Origin of the sequence: Rhodopirellula baltica SH 1 (assembly GCF_000196115.1) — a bacterium.
GTDB lineage: Bacteria > Planctomycetota > Planctomycetia > Pirellulales > Pirellulaceae > Rhodopirellula > Rhodopirellula baltica.
In genome coordinates, this window is the sequence record NC_005027.1 from 7,127,801 (window position 1) to 7,145,576 (window position 17,776).

At 54.1% G+C, this 17,776-nt stretch carries 12 protein-coding genes; 7 read left to right on the top strand and 5 right to left on the bottom strand.

Annotated features, from left to right (window positions below):
* The first annotated feature begins 233 nt into the window (after window positions 1-233).
* From RB_RS27585 to RB_RS27615, 7 genes are all read left to right on the top strand, one after another.
* Complete coding sequence (locus RB_RS27585; RefSeq protein WP_011124138.1) at window positions 234-830, top strand: hypothetical protein; 597 nt, start codon at window positions 234-236, stop codon at window positions 828-830.
* The gene (locus RB_RS27590; RefSeq protein WP_011124139.1) at window positions 827-2,275 is read left to right on the top strand and encodes a sodium:solute symporter family protein; all 1,449 of its coding nucleotides are present in this window, start codon (window positions 827-829) and stop codon (window positions 2,273-2,275) included. The genes RB_RS27585 and RB_RS27590 overlap by 4 nt, the downstream gene beginning before the upstream one ends.
* Window positions 2,276-2,403: 128 nt before the next feature.
* The gene (locus tag RB_RS27595) at window positions 2,404-3,486 is read left to right on the top strand and encodes an aspartate/ornithine carbamoyltransferase family protein (RefSeq protein WP_007329097.1); all 1,083 of its coding nucleotides are present in this window, start codon (window positions 2,404-2,406) and stop codon (window positions 3,484-3,486) included.
* Between the two features lie 68 nt (window positions 3,487-3,554).
* Complete coding sequence (gene asnB / locus RB_RS27600) at window positions 3,555-5,474, top strand: asparagine synthase (glutamine-hydrolyzing) (RefSeq protein ID WP_011124141.1); 1,920 nt, start codon at window positions 3,555-3,557, stop codon at window positions 5,472-5,474.
* A gap of 5 nt (window positions 5,475-5,479) precedes the next feature.
* Complete coding sequence (locus tag RB_RS27605; protein WP_164922632.1) at window positions 5,480-6,718, top strand: Zn-dependent hydrolase; 1,239 nt, start codon at window positions 5,480-5,482, stop codon at window positions 6,716-6,718.
* An 18-nt stretch (window positions 6,719-6,736) separates the two neighbouring features.
* Window positions 6,737-7,480, top strand: a complete 744-nt coding sequence (locus tag RB_RS27610; protein ID WP_007333956.1) for a cysteine hydrolase family protein — start codon at window positions 6,737-6,739, stop codon at window positions 7,478-7,480.
* Window positions 7,481-7,659: 179 nt separating this feature from the next.
* Complete coding sequence (locus RB_RS27615) at window positions 7,660-9,075, top strand: multiheme c-type cytochrome (protein WP_011124143.1); 1,416 nt, start codon at window positions 7,660-7,662, stop codon at window positions 9,073-9,075.
* Between the two features lie 297 nt (window positions 9,076-9,372).
* Here the strand turns inward: RB_RS27615 and RB_RS27620 are convergent, their stop codons facing one another.
* From RB_RS27620 to RB_RS27650, 5 genes are all read right to left on the bottom strand, one after another.
* Window positions 9,373-10,614, bottom strand: coding sequence for a DUF1559 domain-containing protein (locus RB_RS27620; RefSeq protein ID WP_007329092.1), 1,242 nt, complete (start codon window positions 10,612-10,614; stop codon window positions 9,373-9,375).
* Between the two features lie 490 nt (window positions 10,615-11,104).
* A complete protein-coding gene (locus tag RB_RS27630; protein ID WP_011124147.1) occupies window positions 11,105-12,334 on the bottom strand; it encodes an SGNH/GDSL hydrolase family protein in 1,230 nt (409 codons plus the stop codon).
* A 160-nt stretch (window positions 12,335-12,494) separates the two neighbouring features.
* Window positions 12,495-13,736, bottom strand: coding sequence for a DUF1559 domain-containing protein (locus tag RB_RS27635; protein ID WP_164922634.1), 1,242 nt, complete (start codon window positions 13,734-13,736; stop codon window positions 12,495-12,497).
* 799 nt (window positions 13,737-14,535) lie between these two features.
* Entirely contained in the window at window positions 14,536-15,777 is a 1,242-nt protein-coding gene (locus tag RB_RS27645) for a DUF1559 domain-containing protein (protein WP_164922635.1), read from the bottom strand.
* A gap of 192 nt (window positions 15,778-15,969) precedes the next feature.
* Window positions 15,970-17,583 (bottom strand): tetratricopeptide repeat protein, encoded by a 1,614-nt coding sequence (locus RB_RS27650; protein ID WP_164922636.1) that lies wholly within the window; start codon window positions 17,581-17,583, stop codon window positions 15,970-15,972.
* Window positions 17,584-17,776: the final 193 nt, after the last annotated feature.

Here is a 17,776-nt window from a genome sequence, read left to right on the forward strand (position 1 = left end):
ATGCAACGTGAATACTTCGGCCGGCTGATGTGAAATCTTTTGTGGGCACTGCATAGTTGGACGCCAATGCGGTTTCTTCGATTCTAGCCATCTGATAGGCTTTCGGTTTGCAAATCATTCCAACGCGAACCGGCCGAGTCATCTTGGGACTGCTCGCATCACCCCGACGGAATTGAAATATCTGGTGCCCTGGAGGCAGTTCGTTTTTTCGCCCGCTTTTCTCCGCCTTTTTCATGGGCATCGGGTGGATCTTTCTGATTCAGGCATCGCCTGTTGCCGGTCAAGAACCGTCGGATGGTTTTGAATCGATCGCGTCGGTTGCATTTCAACCAGAGATTCTCAAAGAGCCCATCGTCTCTCACGAAGGGTATTTTCAGCTGACTTGGGAGTTAGTCGGAACGCCAGATTTCAATGGATCATTTCGCGTTGCGGAATTGATCGATTTCAACGGCGAAGATTCATTGGATGGTCAGCGGGCAACGGGATCATCCGCGGAGGAAGCCGAGAAAGGTGCAGCGGAACGTGTGGTCTATGAAGGCACACTTCCAACCGCATTCGTATCAGGGCTTTCTGACGGAACGTATCGCTATCACGTGGAAGCATTGGATGCGAACGGACGTGTAATCGCCGTGTCGGAGGTTCCCGCGACCGTTCAGGTTCTGCATTGGCCGATGTGGCAGGCAACGTTGTTGCTAGCCATCGGTGCGATCGTGTTTCTGGCGGTCATCATCGTGATAGTGCGAGGAACATGGATGCACCGATTGGTGAATGCAGAAGTCGAACCGAACGATCGGTCATCTGAGGAACCAACGGAAGGAAGCCGATCATGAGTGGTGAGTTGTTGGCTGTGACCGGGGCTATCCTCAGCCCTCAATCCGGATACATCTTGCTGGCAATCTTCGGCATCTTGTGGATTGCGTTGGGATGGTGGTGGGGACGTCAGGCCAAATCGTACGACGGTTTTGCGGTTGCCGGTCGAAACGTTGGGCTGGCCATGGGCACGGCGACTGCTGTGGCGACTTGGATCACTTCCAACACAACCATGTTGGCCCCTCAGTACGCACTGCAACTGGGGATTTGGGGTGCACTGGCGTATTCTACGGCGAGCTTTGGGTTGTTTGCATTCGCTCCGATGAGCGGTCGAATTCGCCAGTTGATGCCAAAGGGATACACCGCCGTCGAGTTCATTCGCCGCCGCTACGGTTGGTTGGGGACGGTTCCGTTCCTGATCATTTCACTGTTCTACGCGGTGACGTGGTTGGTTTCGATGTCGATGGCGGGCGGAAAGCTTTTGAACGTCTTGTCAGGCATTCCGTACGAGTACGGAATGACGGTGGTCGTGCTGGTCTGTGTTGCATACACGTTGTTCGGTGGAATGTACGCGGTGATCGGGACGGACTTCATTCAAAGTCTGATCATCTTGGTGGGTTTGGTAGTTGTCGCGATCGCCGTTCTGACTCAGGTTGAAATTCAAGAGGTGCACGAGAAACTGCAGAACGAGCGACCGATGTTGCTATCCGCATTTTTTCCCGCTGCATTGATGGCTCTGTTCAATAACATGCTGTTTGGGTTCGGTGAAATCTTCCACAGCAACGTTTGGTGGAGTCGTGCATTTGCGATGCGGGAGGGCGTCGGACCAAAGGCTTATGCTCTGGGCGGTGTGCTGTGGTTGCCTGTTCCGATCGTGGCAGGTTTCCTCGGACTTGCCGCACCGGCGCTTGGTATCGGAATCAGTGAGCCCGATACGGCGGGCCCGTTGGTGGCCGCAACCCTGCTGGGGACCGGCGGTGCATTGTTGGTTTTCGTTGTTGTATTTTGCTCTTTGGCGTCCAGCATCGATAGTCTGCTTGCCGCGACGTCGGATTTGATTGTCAACGACATTGCCGAGCCGATTCAGAAACGCGTGACCAATCGACACTCAAGTGACTCGTCCAAGCGAAAATTATCTGCGATGGCAATCGTGGGCCTCGGAGCGATCGCATGGATCGCTGCGTTCCCAAATGTTGGCTCCCTGGCCACGGTGCTTTTCTTCGCTGGGCCGATGGTCGGCAGCTGTATTTGGCCAATTCTTTGTGGTCTGTACTTTCGACGTGCCAGCCCCATCGCCGCGTGTGCTTCAATGGTTCTGGGGAGCCTTCTCGGTTTGGTTGCCTATTTCCAAATTGGTTGGTTCACCGCATCTTTGATCGGTGCAGCTGTCTCGGGTGTCACATTTGCCGTTTGTTGCCAAATCTGGCCGGACGATTTTGAATTCGCAACTTTAGCGGACGACTGAATCCATGTTTTCCGTTTTCTTCTTACAATTTCTTGTGATTGGCAGTCTGGTGCTTTGTGTCATCGGCGTAGCGGTGCTGATCGGATTTTTATGGATCGACTTACGAGACAAACAAATCTGGTAGTCCAATGAATTCACTTTCCAATCAACAGGTGTCGGAAGCGTTGAGTGCATCCGCGGCAAATTCCAAGGGACAAAAGTTGTCTCCTTTGTCGTTGCTGGATGCATTTAGCGGCAACATTGATCGTGACGCGCTGAAGGCGCTCGCGGGGCAGTCGATCTTGAACCCGCGGCAATTCGATCGCCGGACCGTTTTGGCTGTTGCGCAGCTCGCTGCACTTCTTGAGTCACGCAACGTCGAAATGGATAAACCGCTGGACGGAAAGATCGCCATCACGGCTTTCTTCGAACCCAGCACTCGAACCCGGTTGTCGTTTGAAAGCGCCGTGCAACGACTGGATGGAAAAGTCCTGTCAGTGCCCGATGGGCAAGTCACCGGGATTGCCAAAGGCGAATCATTGGCGGACATCGGGGAGATGTTCAACACCTACGGCGACGTCGTGATCATGCGACACCCCGACACGGACAGTATGGACGAGATTCAAAAGAATCTTCAGCGACCGTTGATCAATGCTGGCAACGGTTCGGGACATCACCCCACCCAGGCATTGATCGACTGGTACGCGTTGTTGAAATGGCGTCCAGAATTGCACTCGGACCAATGCCCGCCTGAAAAACGTGTGCATCTTGGAATCATCGGCACTCCCGGTTCGATGCGAGCTGTGAAAAGCTTTCTGCGTCTGTCGCTGATGTTCACCGGTGCGGTCAGCAAAATCACATTGGTCAGCGAAATGGCTGATCCGGTTGGACTGGATTTGACGGAACCGATCGAACAGTCACCGATTCCGATCGAAATCACCAACGATGTGCAGGAAGTTCTTCCGCAACTGGATGTCGTCTACGTGAATTCGATCGCATTTCTAGGCGACAGTTATCGCAATTTGGACTCGCGTTACAGTCTCGACGCGAGCAGTCCTTTCAAAGACGGTGCGGTGATCATGCATCCGCTCGCTCGCAATGCGGAGCTGAGCGAGGACTTGGATGAAACCGAACACAATCTCTACTTCGCCCAGGCGGCTGGCGCGGTATTTGTTCGGCAAGCACTCTTGGCAGCCGTTTTGGATCGAACCGACCGAATCAGCGGTATCTGACCGCGGAATCTAACTGCGGCGTTTGATCCTCTCTCTCAATCCATTTCTACGAAATACCAACACCTTTTATGTGTGGCATCACCGGATTTTGGAATCCATCTCGTACCAACGAACGCGAATTGCGATTTGCGCTCGATCCTATGCTCGATGTTCTCGACCACCGCGGTCCCGATGAACGCGGCAGCCGTTTCTTTCAGGAACGTGGGCTGGCGATGGGGCACACGCGATTGTCGATCATTGGACTGGCGTGTGGACATCAACCAATCGAAACGGATGACGGGGACTACGCGGTCACGGTCAACGGCGAGTTGTACGATTACAAACGCATTCGCACTGCATTGGCCTGCGAGAATTACGAGTGCAACGGAAAGAGCGACAGCGCGATCACGCTGCCGTTGTACTTGAAGCATGACTTGGCGATGGTTGATCACCTTCGCGGTGAATTCGCCGTGGTGCTTTACGATGATCGCAAGGAACGTCTCGTTTTGATTCGCGATCGCTTTGGTGTCAAACCGCTCTACTATGCGGTCAATGACAATGGTTTCATTTGGGGATCTGAGGTCAAATCGATCCTGCAGCATCCCGATGTTGAGCCGCGACTGTGTCCCAAAGCCGCAGTTCACCAAATGATGCAAGTGATGGTGCCCGGATCAACTGCGTTTGAAGGTGTCGATGCGTTGTTACCGGGGCACATGTTGGTCGTCCAGCGAAATGGCGATTCGTTGGAAGTGCAAACCAAGCGATGGTGGGATTTCGAATTTCCTGAGTCGCACGACGAGAATGCAGACCCGGAACCGTTCATCCAAGGTGTCCAAGATCGCTTGATCGATGCGGTCGCGGCACGTTTGGAAGCGGACGTTCCGGTTGGTTGTTACTTGTCCGGCGGGATCGACAGTTGTTCCATTCTCGGGCTGGCAAACACGTTGCAGCAGTCTCCGGTCAAAGCGTTCACGATTGCGTTTGATAGTGATGAATACGACGAATCAAACATTGCCAAACGGATGGCCGAACGTACCGGAGCCGAGCAGGAGTTGCTGCGACTGACCGAGAAGGAACTGTACGGACCTGCGTTCGAGCGTGCAACTTGGCATGCCGAGCGGACGTTCTACAACACGCTCGCGGTCGCGAAGTGGCACATGAGTCGTCGCGTGCGTGCGTGCAATTACAAAGCCGTGATCACTGGTGAAGGCAGCGATGAGCTGTTCGGCGGTTATCCATTCTTTAAGCGCGATTGGCTCGGTCGTGATGATGAAGGTGGGATCTTTGCCGGTGCGATTTTGGCCGAGGAAGATTTGAAACACAGTGCTTGGCAAGACCTGTGCGGCTTCACGCCCTCGTGGATTCAGCCATGGATGTTGGTGCTCAAACGATTCGAACCGATCTTGTCTTCGTCGTTGACAGATTTGTTGCAAGAATACGATCCGGTTGGTGAAGTCGCCGGAGCGATCGATCCGGCTCAAGTTCGCGGACGCCATCGCTTGGACGTGTCGCAGTACACGTGGAGCAAAACAATGTTGGAAGGTCAGATCCTGACGTGGGGTGGTGACCGGATGGACATGGCCAACAGCATGGAAGCCCGTCCCGCTTTCCTCGACCATCATGTTGCCGAGTACGCGACGACCATTCCACCGAACATTCGCATTCGCAACGGCGTCGAGAAATGGGTGCTTCGCGAAGCCATGGTCAATGTGTTGCCGCGTGAGCTGTATGAACGCAAAAAGTTTGCTTTCATGGCTCCACCCGCACACACGGATCCGGTCAAGCGAGCGGCCGTGCAAGAGATGATCGATCACTGGTTGACGCCATCACGCGTTGAATCGGTAGGGTTCTTTCAGCACGATAAGTTGATGCAGTTCATCGATGACGCTTGGAAAGAATCCGATGGAACGATTGCTCGTCGAAACGACATCGTCATGAACCACGTGTTGCAATTGCACATGCTGCACGGTCAGTACGTCGAAGGGCTGCCGTTGCCGGCAGTGGATTGATTGCCATGCAAGTGAATCTGGAACGAATCAAGGCCGACATTCTTGAGCTCTCGCAGATCGGCCGCAATTCGGAAGACCATGGCATTTATCGGATGGCATTCACCGACGCGGATATCGCTGGCAAACGCTGGTTGATCGACCGCATTGAAACGGCTGGTCTCCCCAGTTCGATCGACGGGGCGGCAAATATTTCGGCGACCCTGACCGGCACATCTGATTTGCCTCGAGTGTTGGTCGGATCGCATATCGACACGGTGCCATGCGCCGGTGCACTCGACGGAACGCTTGGTGTGGTCGCGGGACTGGAATGCCTTCGTTGCCTGAAGGAATCTGGAGTCCAGCCCGATCGGACAATCGAATTGGTCGCCTTTAGCGATGAGGAAGGTCGTTTCGGCGGAATGTTTGGCTCGCAATCAGTCTGTGGGCAAATCAATCCCGAGATGATTGCGACGATGACGGACATGAACGGTGTTCGACTGCAGGAAGAAATGTCTCGGCACGGATACGATCCAGTTGCGGCGCTCGACGCGGCGAGGGATCCTGAAAGTCTTCATTGCTATTTGGAAATGCACATCGAGCAGGGGCCCGTCTTGGACCGTTTGCACAAATCAGTTGGGGTCGTGGACCAAATCACGGGGTTGTTCACTTGGTCGGTGCGACTCAAAGGCGAAGCCAACCATGCCGGCACAACGCCGATGGACATGCGGCACGATGCGTTCATGGGATTGGCCGATTTTGCTCATGAGGTTCCGCGAATTTTGGAAGAGAACGGTAGCGACCGAAGTCGTGCGACCATTGGCAAAGCCCAAATTCTGCCGGGAGCAACAAACACGGTTCCTGGTTTGGTCGAGTTTGCATTGGACGTTCGCGACACTTCGATGGACGTCCTGGAAGATTTGGCCGATGCGTTTCGCAAAGCACTCTCAGCGATCGCGCGTCGTCGAAGTTTGATGTTCGAGTTTGAGCAGAAAAGTTTGATCAGTCCGGTCGAGTGTGGTGACCAGATTGTGAAGACGATCCAGCAGCAAGCCGAAAAGTTGCAGCTCGATTATGAAATCATGCCCAGTGGGGCTGCCCATGACGCGCAAATCATGGGAAGAATGATCCCGGTCGGTATGATCTTTGTCCCCAGCAAGTCTGGGCAAAGTCACTCGCCGGCGGAATGGACCGCATGGCAGGACATCGAGGCGGGAGCCAACGTGTTGCTCCACTCGCTCATCAAAATGTCAAGCAAACCAGATTGATCGCATCGAAGGCTCACCATGAACGATTTTGCACCGCACGAAGAACACCCGGATCCGCTTCGCGAAATTTATCACGAATCGTTTGTTGAAAATCCCGCCCACGGCGAGTTCCTCGTTGGCCGCCACACCGCGTTGTTGTGCATCGATCTGCAATACCTCGACGCCGCGCCAGGGTGTGGTGTATTTGCGGAAGGAAACAACCACGGCGTGTCCCCCGAGGGTCAGAAGTACTACTTCGATCGGCTGAGCAACACGGTGCTGCCAAACGTGCGACGGTTGCAAGAGGCATTTCGTCGTCGCAATTTGGAAGTCATTCACACCCGAATTCAGTCTTTGACGCAAGACGGACGCGATCGTGGCAAAGGGCACAAACGGCTGAATTTGCTAGCCGCACCTGGTTCGCACGAAGCAGAATTCTTGGTCGAAGTGGCACCGCAGCCGGATCGCGATGAGATTGTCATCAACAAGACCGCCAGCGGAGTGTTCAGTTCAACCAACCTTCACTACGTCTTGAAAAACATGGGCATCGAAGCCTTGTTCGTGGTTGGCGTTTATACCAACGAATGCGTCGAAACCACCGTTCGCGACGCTTGCGATTTGGGTTATTTGGTTACCGTGGTCGAGGATTGCTGTGCGACGGTGACGCCGGAACTGCACAACGCGACATTGGCGACTCTCCGCGACCGATACGCTCGAGTCATGACGATCGGCGAAGTCATCCAGACGGTCGTGAATCTGATTCCGGCAAAAACCGAAAGCTGACTGCTGGCGTCTGTGGGCGATCGACCGAGTGATTGGGACCGCGGCGAAATAGGCCCTCACGCGAATCTGAACTGAGTTAAGCTGGTAGCAAACCGAGATGGATGCGAACGCTTGTCGTTCACGGGTTCGTTTGATCCAATCGCGTTTTGCTGACAGAACTTCGCCGCAGGAAATGAGCCTTGAACTACAAACGCGGGTTAGCTTTCATCGTGATCGTCGCGGTCGTCGGCTGGTTCGGTTACAGCATGACGCAATCAGAACGTGACGATGAGCTTTTTCGTGACCTGGTGAAAAGTCAGCAGCAACGCAAAAGCAGCGAAGCGGAATCATCCGCTCTTTTGGAAACGACCAAAGTCACCGCACCGCCCAATGACATGGTGGTGAATTTGATTCCCGGAAACGTTTGGTTTGTTGGGAAATTTGAGAATGGCGGCGGCGTCGAAATTCCTTTTCGTCCTGGTGAGTCTCCGCAGAAAACGGACGACGTCACTCCCCATCACGAGAATCCCGGGTTTGTCGGCCCCGAGCAGTGTCAGGAATGCCATCGCGAGAAATATCAGTCGTTCCTCTCGACCGGACACTACAAGACGTGTCGTCCGGTCAACGAGTCAACCATCGACGGAATCTTTGAGCCCGGCGGGAATCGCTTTCAAACATCCGATCCCAATGTGTCTTTCGAGATGATTCGGCGAGGCGATGAGTTTTTGCAGCGAGCCCACTTTTTTGATTGGAGCTTTGAGGTCCCGATGGAAATCATCATGGGATCGTCCAAAATGGCTCAGACGTATCTGTATTGGCACAAGGATGGTCTTTATCAACACAATGTGACGCACATCACCGATGGCGACCAATGGATCAATAGCCCCGGCTACATTGACGGGGATGCTGCTTACGCTAGGCCAATTCCGCAGCGTTGCCTTGATTGCCATATGACGTACTTTGATTTTCGCGGCAACACCAACCGCTACACGCCTGGTTCGATGATCATGGGGGTGACCTGTGAACGGTGTCATGGACCGGCGAAGGACCATGTGGATTTCCATCGTGAGAACCAAGACGCTCGTGAGGCGGTCGGTATCACCAATCCTGCTGATCTAGAGCGTCAGCTTCAAATGGACATTTGTGGGCAGTGTCATGGAGGTTCTCGCGAACTGAAGGGCGACGCACTCAGTTTTCGACCAGGTGATCCTTTGGAGGATCATTACTATCCGCCCGATGAAGAAGCCGATGCGAAGAACAGCGTCCATACCAGCAATCAGTTGAATCGATTGTCTCAAAGCGAATGTTTTTTGCAGTCGCAGATGACGTGCATTGATTGCCACGACCCGCATCACAACGAGCGAGGCAACGAGGTCTTGTTCTCGAGTCGTTGCATGAAGTGTCACGAGAGCGAAAGCGATTGCGGCTACTTTCCTCATGAAGGTGTGAACTTTGCCGAGAACTGCATCGACTGTCACATGCCACGGCGAGCGACCGAAGATCTGCGATTGAAGAGCGTCCAGGGCGATGTCTTTCCTCCACTTCGCGACCACTACATTCGCGTCGATGAAACGGCGACCGAGCGATTCCTGGCGGGCTCGGACGATGAAGACTAGGCCGTCTATGGCACAGCGATTGTGCAGGCGTTGGTAGTGTCCTTGCTGCCTCTCGAGTTCTTGGTCGCGGTACGATCAGACGGTACCTCGCGTGAAATCCAGTTGGGCCAGCTGCGTCAATCGGCCGAAACGCTGCGGTGAGTATGTCAAATGGTTGAGCGCTTGACTTCGCGACACGAAGTTCTGCTTGCAACACGAATTGCAGGGGATTTGGGGTGTGGAAATGCATAAAAAAACCTCGCCCGCGGATTGCGGACGAGGTTTCGATCGTTGATGAGTCTGTGCGACGTCTAGCTCTTAGAGCTCGAAGTCAACGACTTCTTTAACGTCACGTGTGCCGAGTGCACCCCAGACTCCGTATGGGCTTTGCGATCCCGGTGGTAGGCCAGGTCCGTTTCGGCAGACAGTGCTCGCTTCAAGGTTGCCAGTATCGATGCTGTCGGTGATGAACTTCACGGCACCGTCACCCATCAGCACGTGAGCACCCCCGGCGTGACGACTGCCCGCCGATGAGATGACACCAGAGTGGTTACCATCGTTGTTGGAGTGAACGCAGTTGGCACCGTTTGGTGGCAGGATGGTGTGGAACGCCGTGTAGTATGGTCGCGAGTCAGCCCAGCGAGCGTGCTTGGCCTGAGACAGGCTTCCGCTCACAGTGGCGGTTGGATCGTAGAACTGAGGACGCGTCGGATCGATGTGTGCACCAGAGGCACAACGAGCTGGAATCAGGATCGTGTTGTTTGGATTCGCCATCGCGGTGATGTTTCGCACGAAGTCCGCATTGATCTCTCGCTTGCCACCCGAAGTGACAACTTCACCGGCGGCGATCGTGTTCGACAGACCATCAAGGACGTCTCGGAATTGAATCTTGTTGCGATTCCAAAAGAAACCACGTTGTGCCGCACGAGCACGAGTCACAGCCCAGTTTTCGTCCCGGTTGTCGAAATTGCCAAAGTAGCCGTAATCGTTGATACCACCGTTGTGGCCTCGGTCGACAGCATCACCAACCGAACACGCGTAGTTCGATCGGGCGAGTTGACCAGGACCTTGGGCCGCACCGGTGTCACTGGGGCAACGATACGCGGGCACTTGAGTGATCCAAGGAACATATCGGGTTTGCCATGGGCAAGGTCCCATTGCAGGCCAAGCGCCATTCACGCTGCCCGGCAAGGTTTGCCCTGGTGTGACGGTTGTGCTTGGGTTTGAGATCTGCTCCCACAAACCTTGTTGTTCGATGTAAGGCAAAGTAGGAACAAGCCAGCTGAGGAACAGTCGGTTGCTGTTGTTAGTCGCGTCCGCCATACCAATCTGGCGAGCTGATCCGGTGCCGTTGGTCGGAATTTGGTTGAAAGCACTGTGGTAGTTGTGAATCGCAAGCCCGATTTGCTTGAAATTATTACTGCACGACATGCGTCGCGCTGCCTCTCGAGCGGCTTGAACCGCGGGTAACAAGAGACCGACGAGAACGCCAATGATGGCGATGACGACCAGCAATTCCACCAGTGTGAAACCTGATCGCGTGCGATGAGTTCTTTGCATGGAAGACTCTCCTAAGGAAGACAAGCACTTGAACGGGGAATGAAAACCCCCAAATGGAGAGCTGAGGTTAGCATTTGAATGTGGGCTAGTGGAGCCTGAAGTTCAATTTACAGCCGCTTAAGGTTGCGTTTCGATCCGTTAGATATGAAGCGCAGATTTTCAATGTGAGCGGCGGTTGGTTTGTTTTGATCGTGTTTGCGATCAGGGCTCAGGGTCGATGCCACCCGAGTTCGCCGACGTTCCGCACGAACAGGATTTCAACGTTTGTTCGTTGGTTGCTGACACGCATCGCTCGGCTTTTCGAGTCTTCGTTGACGGCTGTCAATGAGAGATCGAATTCCGCATTTGGCAATTGATGCAAAAGCAACGCAGTATCAGCGGTCGCATTCAAAGAAGCGACCGACGTGAAACGTCCAAAATGATGAGACCGACGGCGAACGCATTCCGATTGGAGTGCGTGGCAAGGATCATGTTGGCGTAACAATGCGGTTCAGGGTTTGGCCAACGTCGATTGGATCGCTTTTTGAATTTCAGGAGCATAACCCTCTATCCAGATAGCTCGGCCCGCATCATTGAGATGGCAGTGATCATCAAAGAGGGTTTCGCCAGGAATGCCATGGGGCTCGGCGTTGGCAATCATTGATTCGACGTCGACGATTGGCAGCGAGTATTCGTCAGCTAGTTTCCTCAAGATGTTGTTTTCCAGTTCGCTGCATTGATGTCGGCCTGTCGTTTCAGCCAGGATGCGTTTCGCAAGCTGAAGACCTTCGTCCTTTTTTCCATTCTTCCAGAGTTCGTAAACCTGTTGATATCGTGCGGCCGCCTCGCGAGGTAAGTAAGGCTGAAGCAAATTGGATGAGACGGTGCCCATGATGACAGGAATCTGCTGATTCTTCGTTGTTGTCAGAATCAATCTCAGATTGTGTTCGTAACTCTGCATGCGTTGCTGTACATCTTGCTCACCAAAATCATGTGACCAAGCTCGGGCAAAGTTGGAGTCGCTCACCGGTTCTTCGCGGGCGAGCAATCGTTGATTGTGCTCTTTCTCAAGGCGATTGATTTCGTAATCGGCTCGACGGTCGCGAAGAAATCGAACGATTGCTGAGCGACTGATTGTTCGTTCGAATGGCAGATTGTCCAATCCGGAAAGAGAGAGTTGTTCAATCTCCTCGAATTCATTGTGCCCGGTGTAAAGAAGGATCAAATCCGGGTCGTATTCCAGCATCTCACGCATGACCAACACCAACCGATGACTTCCGTAAGCAAGCCCGCCGCAGTTGATGATTTCGATCTGCTTGGAATCGTTGCTGAGTTGGCGCTCCAATTGCTTCAATTCGGGCTCAAGGTAATTCACTGAAGACCCACCCAACGCCACGATTCGAAAAACGTCCGCCGGTTTTTCCCGCAGGAACTGTTGTCGCACAAAGCTGACTCGCTTGGCCGGATCGGTTTCCATGTAGCCGGGATGAAGCTTCGAGTCGACAAAAACACGGCTGTCGTCGTTGAACCCAAGTCCAAAATCGACGTGGCGCGGAGGCCAAAAAATCTCCATCGCACGAAAGCCGATTTCAGCGAAGCAGAAGAAAGACAGGGTGACGAAGGCGCTGAACGCAATCCGCTTCTTGAGACTGAGCCGGACTCGATTTTGATTCATGATTTGGCTGTTGTCATGCGTGGCATGCAATGGCAGACAGGGGTGAGGCGAACGGCAATGATGCACATGGGAACCAACGGACTGATTGTAGCGAATTGTTGCGAACGAGCCCGACGACGAACAATCTCACGGTATGACGACTAACCTCTGCTCGAAACGAAAAAACCTCGCCCGCGAATTGCGGACGAGGTTTCGATCGTTGAAAAGTCGGAGTGACGTCTAACTCTTAGAGTTCGAAGTCAACGACTTCTTTGACGTCACGTGTGCCGAGTGCACCCCAGACTCCGTATGGACTCTGCGAACCAGGCGGCAGTCCAGGAGCGTTACGGCAAACGGTGCTTGCCTCGAGGTTGCCTGTGTCGATGCTGTCGGTGATGAACTTCACGGCACCGTCACCCATCAGCACGTGAGCACCACCAGCGTGACGACTGCCGGCAGTCGAGATCACACCGGAGTGGTTTCCGTCGCCACCATCATGCACACAGTTAGCACCGTTTGGTGCCAGAATCGTATGGAATGCGGTGTAGTAAGGACGCGAGTCAGCCCAGCGAGCATGCTTGGCTTGCGACAAGCTTCCGCTAACGTTCGCACTTGGGTCATAAAACTGCGGACGTGTTGGATCGATGTGCGCGCCTTCTTTGCAGCGAGCGGGGATCAAGATGGTTTCGTTTGGATTCAACATCGTGGTGATGTTCCGAACGAAGTCAGCATTGATTTCTCGCTTGCCACCGGACGTGACCACTTCGCCTGCAGCGATGGTGTTGGACAGACCGTCCAGCACGTCGCGGAATTGGATCTTGTTACGGTTCCAGAAGAATCCACGCTGTGCCGCACGAGCACGAGTCACAGCCCAGTCTTCATCTCGGTTGTCGAAGTTGCCGAAGTAGCCGTAGTCGTTGACGCCACCGTTGTTGCCACGATCGACAGCGTCGCCAACCGAACACGCGTAGTTAGCACGTGCGAGTTGACCGGGGCCTTGGGCTGCTCCCGCGTCACTGGGGCAACGGTATGCTGGGATCTGGGTGACCCAAGGGACATACGTTGTTTGCCATGGGCACGGTCCCATCGCAGGCCAAGCACCATTCACACTTCCGGGCAAGGTTTGCCCACGCGTGACTTCCGTGCTTGGATTCGAGATTTGTTCCCACAAACCTTGCTGCTCGATATACGGCAGGACAGGAACCAACCAGCTCAAGAACAAACGGTTACTCTGGTTGGTAGCGTCGGTCATGCTGGTTTCGCGCTTCGTACCCGTTCCGTTGGTTGGGATCTGGTTGAAGGCACTGTGGTAGTTGTGGATTGCAAGCCCGATCTGCTTGAAATTATTGCTGCACGACATACGGCGTGCTGCCTCACGAGCGGCTTGAACAGCCGGCAAGAGGAGGCCGACGAGGACGCCAATGATGGCGATGACGACCAACAGTTCCACCAACGTGAAACCTGATCGCGAACATTGAGTTCTTTGCATTGATAATGCTCCTAAAGAAACCAAAGAAACGAATGGGGAAGATATCCCCCCGAAAATTGAGTGCTAAGGATAACCGTTCAATGCTATTTAGTGGAGTCCTATGTTCAATTTGCATCCATTTAAGGTTGCTGATGTAGCCCTTGAGGGTGGCAGAGCTGATCAGAAGTAGCGTCTGGTTGCTCATTCTGAGCGTTTTAAAGTTGTCGCTCATCGATTCGCCGCACTGGTTATTCCCAGTGCTCGATGGTTGACGCCGGGGTGTGATCAGTGAGCGACTTAACACATGGCGTGATGAAACCTGCTGGTGGCTACCGTGCTAGATACCTGTCTGCGACGTCTGGCTCGCAGAGGATTGGTGGGTAGCGATCTATCTGAATCAGCCGGCCTGCGGGGATCTTGTGGTTCAAAATTCTTGACAACACCAGGGCGAATTGGGCACGGTGACCCAGAAACTGTTCATTGCTCTGATGACTTTTGAAGCTGCGCGATCACGGTCCTTAATGCAGACTACTTGGCCAGAATCGTTGAGATGACAGCGATCATTGATTCGACATTGGCGACGAGTAACGAATGATCGTTGGCCAAGTCCTTTGAATACTGTTTTTCCAATCCGCTGCATTGATGTCGTCCTGCTGTCGTTTCTTCAAAGAACGACTGACTGGAGCAAGCCGTCACGGTCGGGGCCGATGAGGAATGGCCTGATGATAAGGCGACTGATCCTTTGCTCGAAACGAAAAAACCTCGCCCGCGAATTGCGGACGAGGTTTCGATCATTAAAAGTCGGAGTGATGTCTAACTCTTAGAGTTCGAAGTCAACGACTTCTTTGACGTCACGTGTGCCGAGTGCACCCCAGACTCCGTATGGACTCTGCGAACCTGGCGGCAGGGCTGGGCTGTCGCGGCCAACCGTGCTCGCTTCAAGGTTGCCCGTGTCGATGCTGTCCGTGATGAACTTCACGGCACCGTCGCCGATCAGCACGTGAGCACCACCAGCGTGACGACTGCCGGCAGTCGAGATCACGCCGGAGTGGTTTCCGTCACCACCGTCATGCACACAGTTAGCGCCGTTTGGTGCCAAGATCGTGTGGAACGCGGTGTAATAAGGACGTGCGTCAGCCCAGCGAGCATGCTTGGCTTGTGACAAGCTTCCGCTGACGTTCGCACTTGGGTCATAGAACTGCGGACGTGTTGGATCGATGTGCGCGCCTTCTTTGCAGCGAGCGGGGATCAAGACGGTTTCGTTTGGATTCAACATCGTGGTGATGTTCCGAACGAAGTCAGCATTGATTTCTCGCTTGCCACCGGACGTGACCACTTCGCCTGCAGCGATGGTGTTGGACAGACCGTCCAGCACGTCTCGGAACTGGATCTTGTTACGGTTCCAGAAGAATCCACGCTGTGCCGCGCGAGCACGAGTCACAGCCCAGTCTTCATCTCGGTTGTTTTGGTTACCGAAGTAGCCGTAGTCGTTGATGCCACCGTTGTTGCCACGGTCGACAGCGTCGCCAACCGAACACGCGTAGTTAGCACGTGCGAGTTGACCGGGGCCTTGGGCTGCTCCCGCGTCGCTGGGGCAACGGTATGCTGGGATCTGGGTGACCCAAGGGACATACGTTGTTTGCCATGGGCACGGTCCCATCGCAGGCCATGCACCATTCACACTTCCGGGCAAGGCTTGTCCACGTGTGACTTCCGTGCTTGGGTTCGAGATCTGTTCCCACAAACCTTGCTGCTCGATATACGGCAGGACAGGAACCAACCAGCTCAAGAACAAACGGTTACTCTGATTGGTAGCGTCGGTCATGCTGGTTGCTTGCTTCGTACCCGTCCCGTTGGTTGGGATCTGGTTGAAAGCACTGTGGTAGTTGTGAATCGCAAGCCCGATCTGCTTGAAATTATTGCTGCACGACATACGGCGTGCTGCCTCACGAGCGGCTTGAACAGCCGGCAAGAGGAGGCCGACGAGGACGCCAATGATGGCGATGACGACCAACAGTTCCACCAGGGTGAAACCTGACCGCGAACGAAGAGTTCTTTGCATAGATGATTCTCCTAAAGAAAACAAGTTATCGAATGAGGAACGGATCCCCTAAAATTGAGCACTCAGAATAGCATGAGTTCTTAACAATTGGGAGGAGAAATAACACAATTTACCCATTGAAGGGCGTATAGACTTCCGTTGAGCTCTAGAAGGCGTGTTCTGAACGAACCGCGAGATGCTCAATGTGGAGGTTTAGCGAAGCCGGTTGAGGGCTTCCGATGCTCGGAGGTCATTCGGGTCGAATGCCAATGCCCGCTGATATTGCTTGATTGCCTGCTGTCGCATGCCGGACAACTCAAAAGCTTCCCCCAGCTGCAGGTGAACTCCTACCAACCTGGGATCGAGAATCAGGGCGTTTTGGAAGCACTGCGCCGCTCGCCCCGGCTGCTGGCTCATCATGTAGGCTCGGCCCAGATTGACGTATCCCTCCGCCATCTCGGGGAACTCTGCAATTGCTTTTTTCAGCAATCGGATTCCCGTCGGAAGGTCGCCTGCCTTGCTGGCTGCGATGCCCATGTTCATGTAGCAACTGGCCTGGAGGGACCGCTCTTCGTATACGGTAATGTTGCAAAACGCCGCCGATAACGCCAAAACCACCCCGGCAGCGCCGATCGATCGCCACTGTTGTTCTCGCAGCCGTTGATACAGGTCAACCGCACCTGCTGCCGCGAATGGGACGAACAGGATCGCCACCGGATTGCGGTATCTTCCCAGGATGAAGAACAGCACCACCGCGGCAATCATCGAAAGCAACAACAGGTAGTGCAGCCACAGCCTGCGCCAATCGCCTCGGGAGACGATCAGGCCCCAAATCCCCAAGGGGCACAGGATGCCAAAGTGCCAGATTCGGCTCAGTTGCAACGGAAAAGAGTATTCCCGAAAGACGTACATGCTCTCAACGTCGGGAACTTCATAGCGATTGAAGACCATGAATGTCTTCGCAACCATCAATTGCAGCCAGCGACCGGGCGCCTGCCGAGTCTCTTCCCACGCTCGCGACATCCAAAATTGCGAAACTTCGCGAGAGGAGAGTTCGCGGCCAACAGCTTGCTCTGCCAGACGCTGCGCATCGGCGCGTTCGTGCATCGGCGTTTCATGACCAGCCACCAAGGGCACGTAGATGCCGCTGGCTTGCAGGTTGTTACCGATGTAGAAATTGGGGCCCGCTTGGAATGTCGTTGGCGACCACTCACCTCCCAGAGACGCGTTTCTCGCCGCGACGGGCACAACGATTGATGCAAGTCCGCATGCAAAACAAGCGACGAGGATCCATCCGCGCCATTTGGTTTCGCCAATTCCAAACAGAATCCAAAGTGGGATGAGCGGCGTCCAAAGCAATGAGTTTTCTCGCGTCAGCACCAGCAAACCAAGCGAAATCCCCGCCAAAACAGCGTATCGCCGGCGCATTTCACATTGAAGGTAAACGCATGCGGTAACCAACACGCACAGCAAGAAAGTAGCCAGAGAAGCTTTCTGTATGATGCCGTCGTAGTAAATGGCTGGCGGGTAGATCGCCAGCATGAGTGCCGAAACCAATCCGACCTTCTCTGAAAAAAGCTTGCGACCTGACAGACCGATCAAGGCCACGCCGGCAACGCCCAGCAGCATCTGAACGACTCGGATCAGCGTGATGCTCGGGCCGAAAACGGCGATCAGAACCGCCAAGAAGTACGGGTACAGCGGCGCCTGGTAGAAAGTTTCGGAGCCGTACCAGTCACCGTCGCTGATACGGATTGCCCAGTCGAAATACCCTTTGGCATCGCCCAACAATTGAATCAGCGTTGGGACTTCAAACGTCTGCAGCACGTTGACGAGGCGCAGAAAAAAAGCGAGCCCACAAATGCTCGCTAAAAGGATCGCGTATGAAACGCGATCCGTCAGTGCTGGGTTCGTAGAAGAACTCTCAGGATTCGAAGGCGTCTGGCCAACTGAGTTTGCTCGTTTTTTGCGGCTAACCACAATTTACGCCATGCCTTTCATGCTGCCATCAAAAACGGCG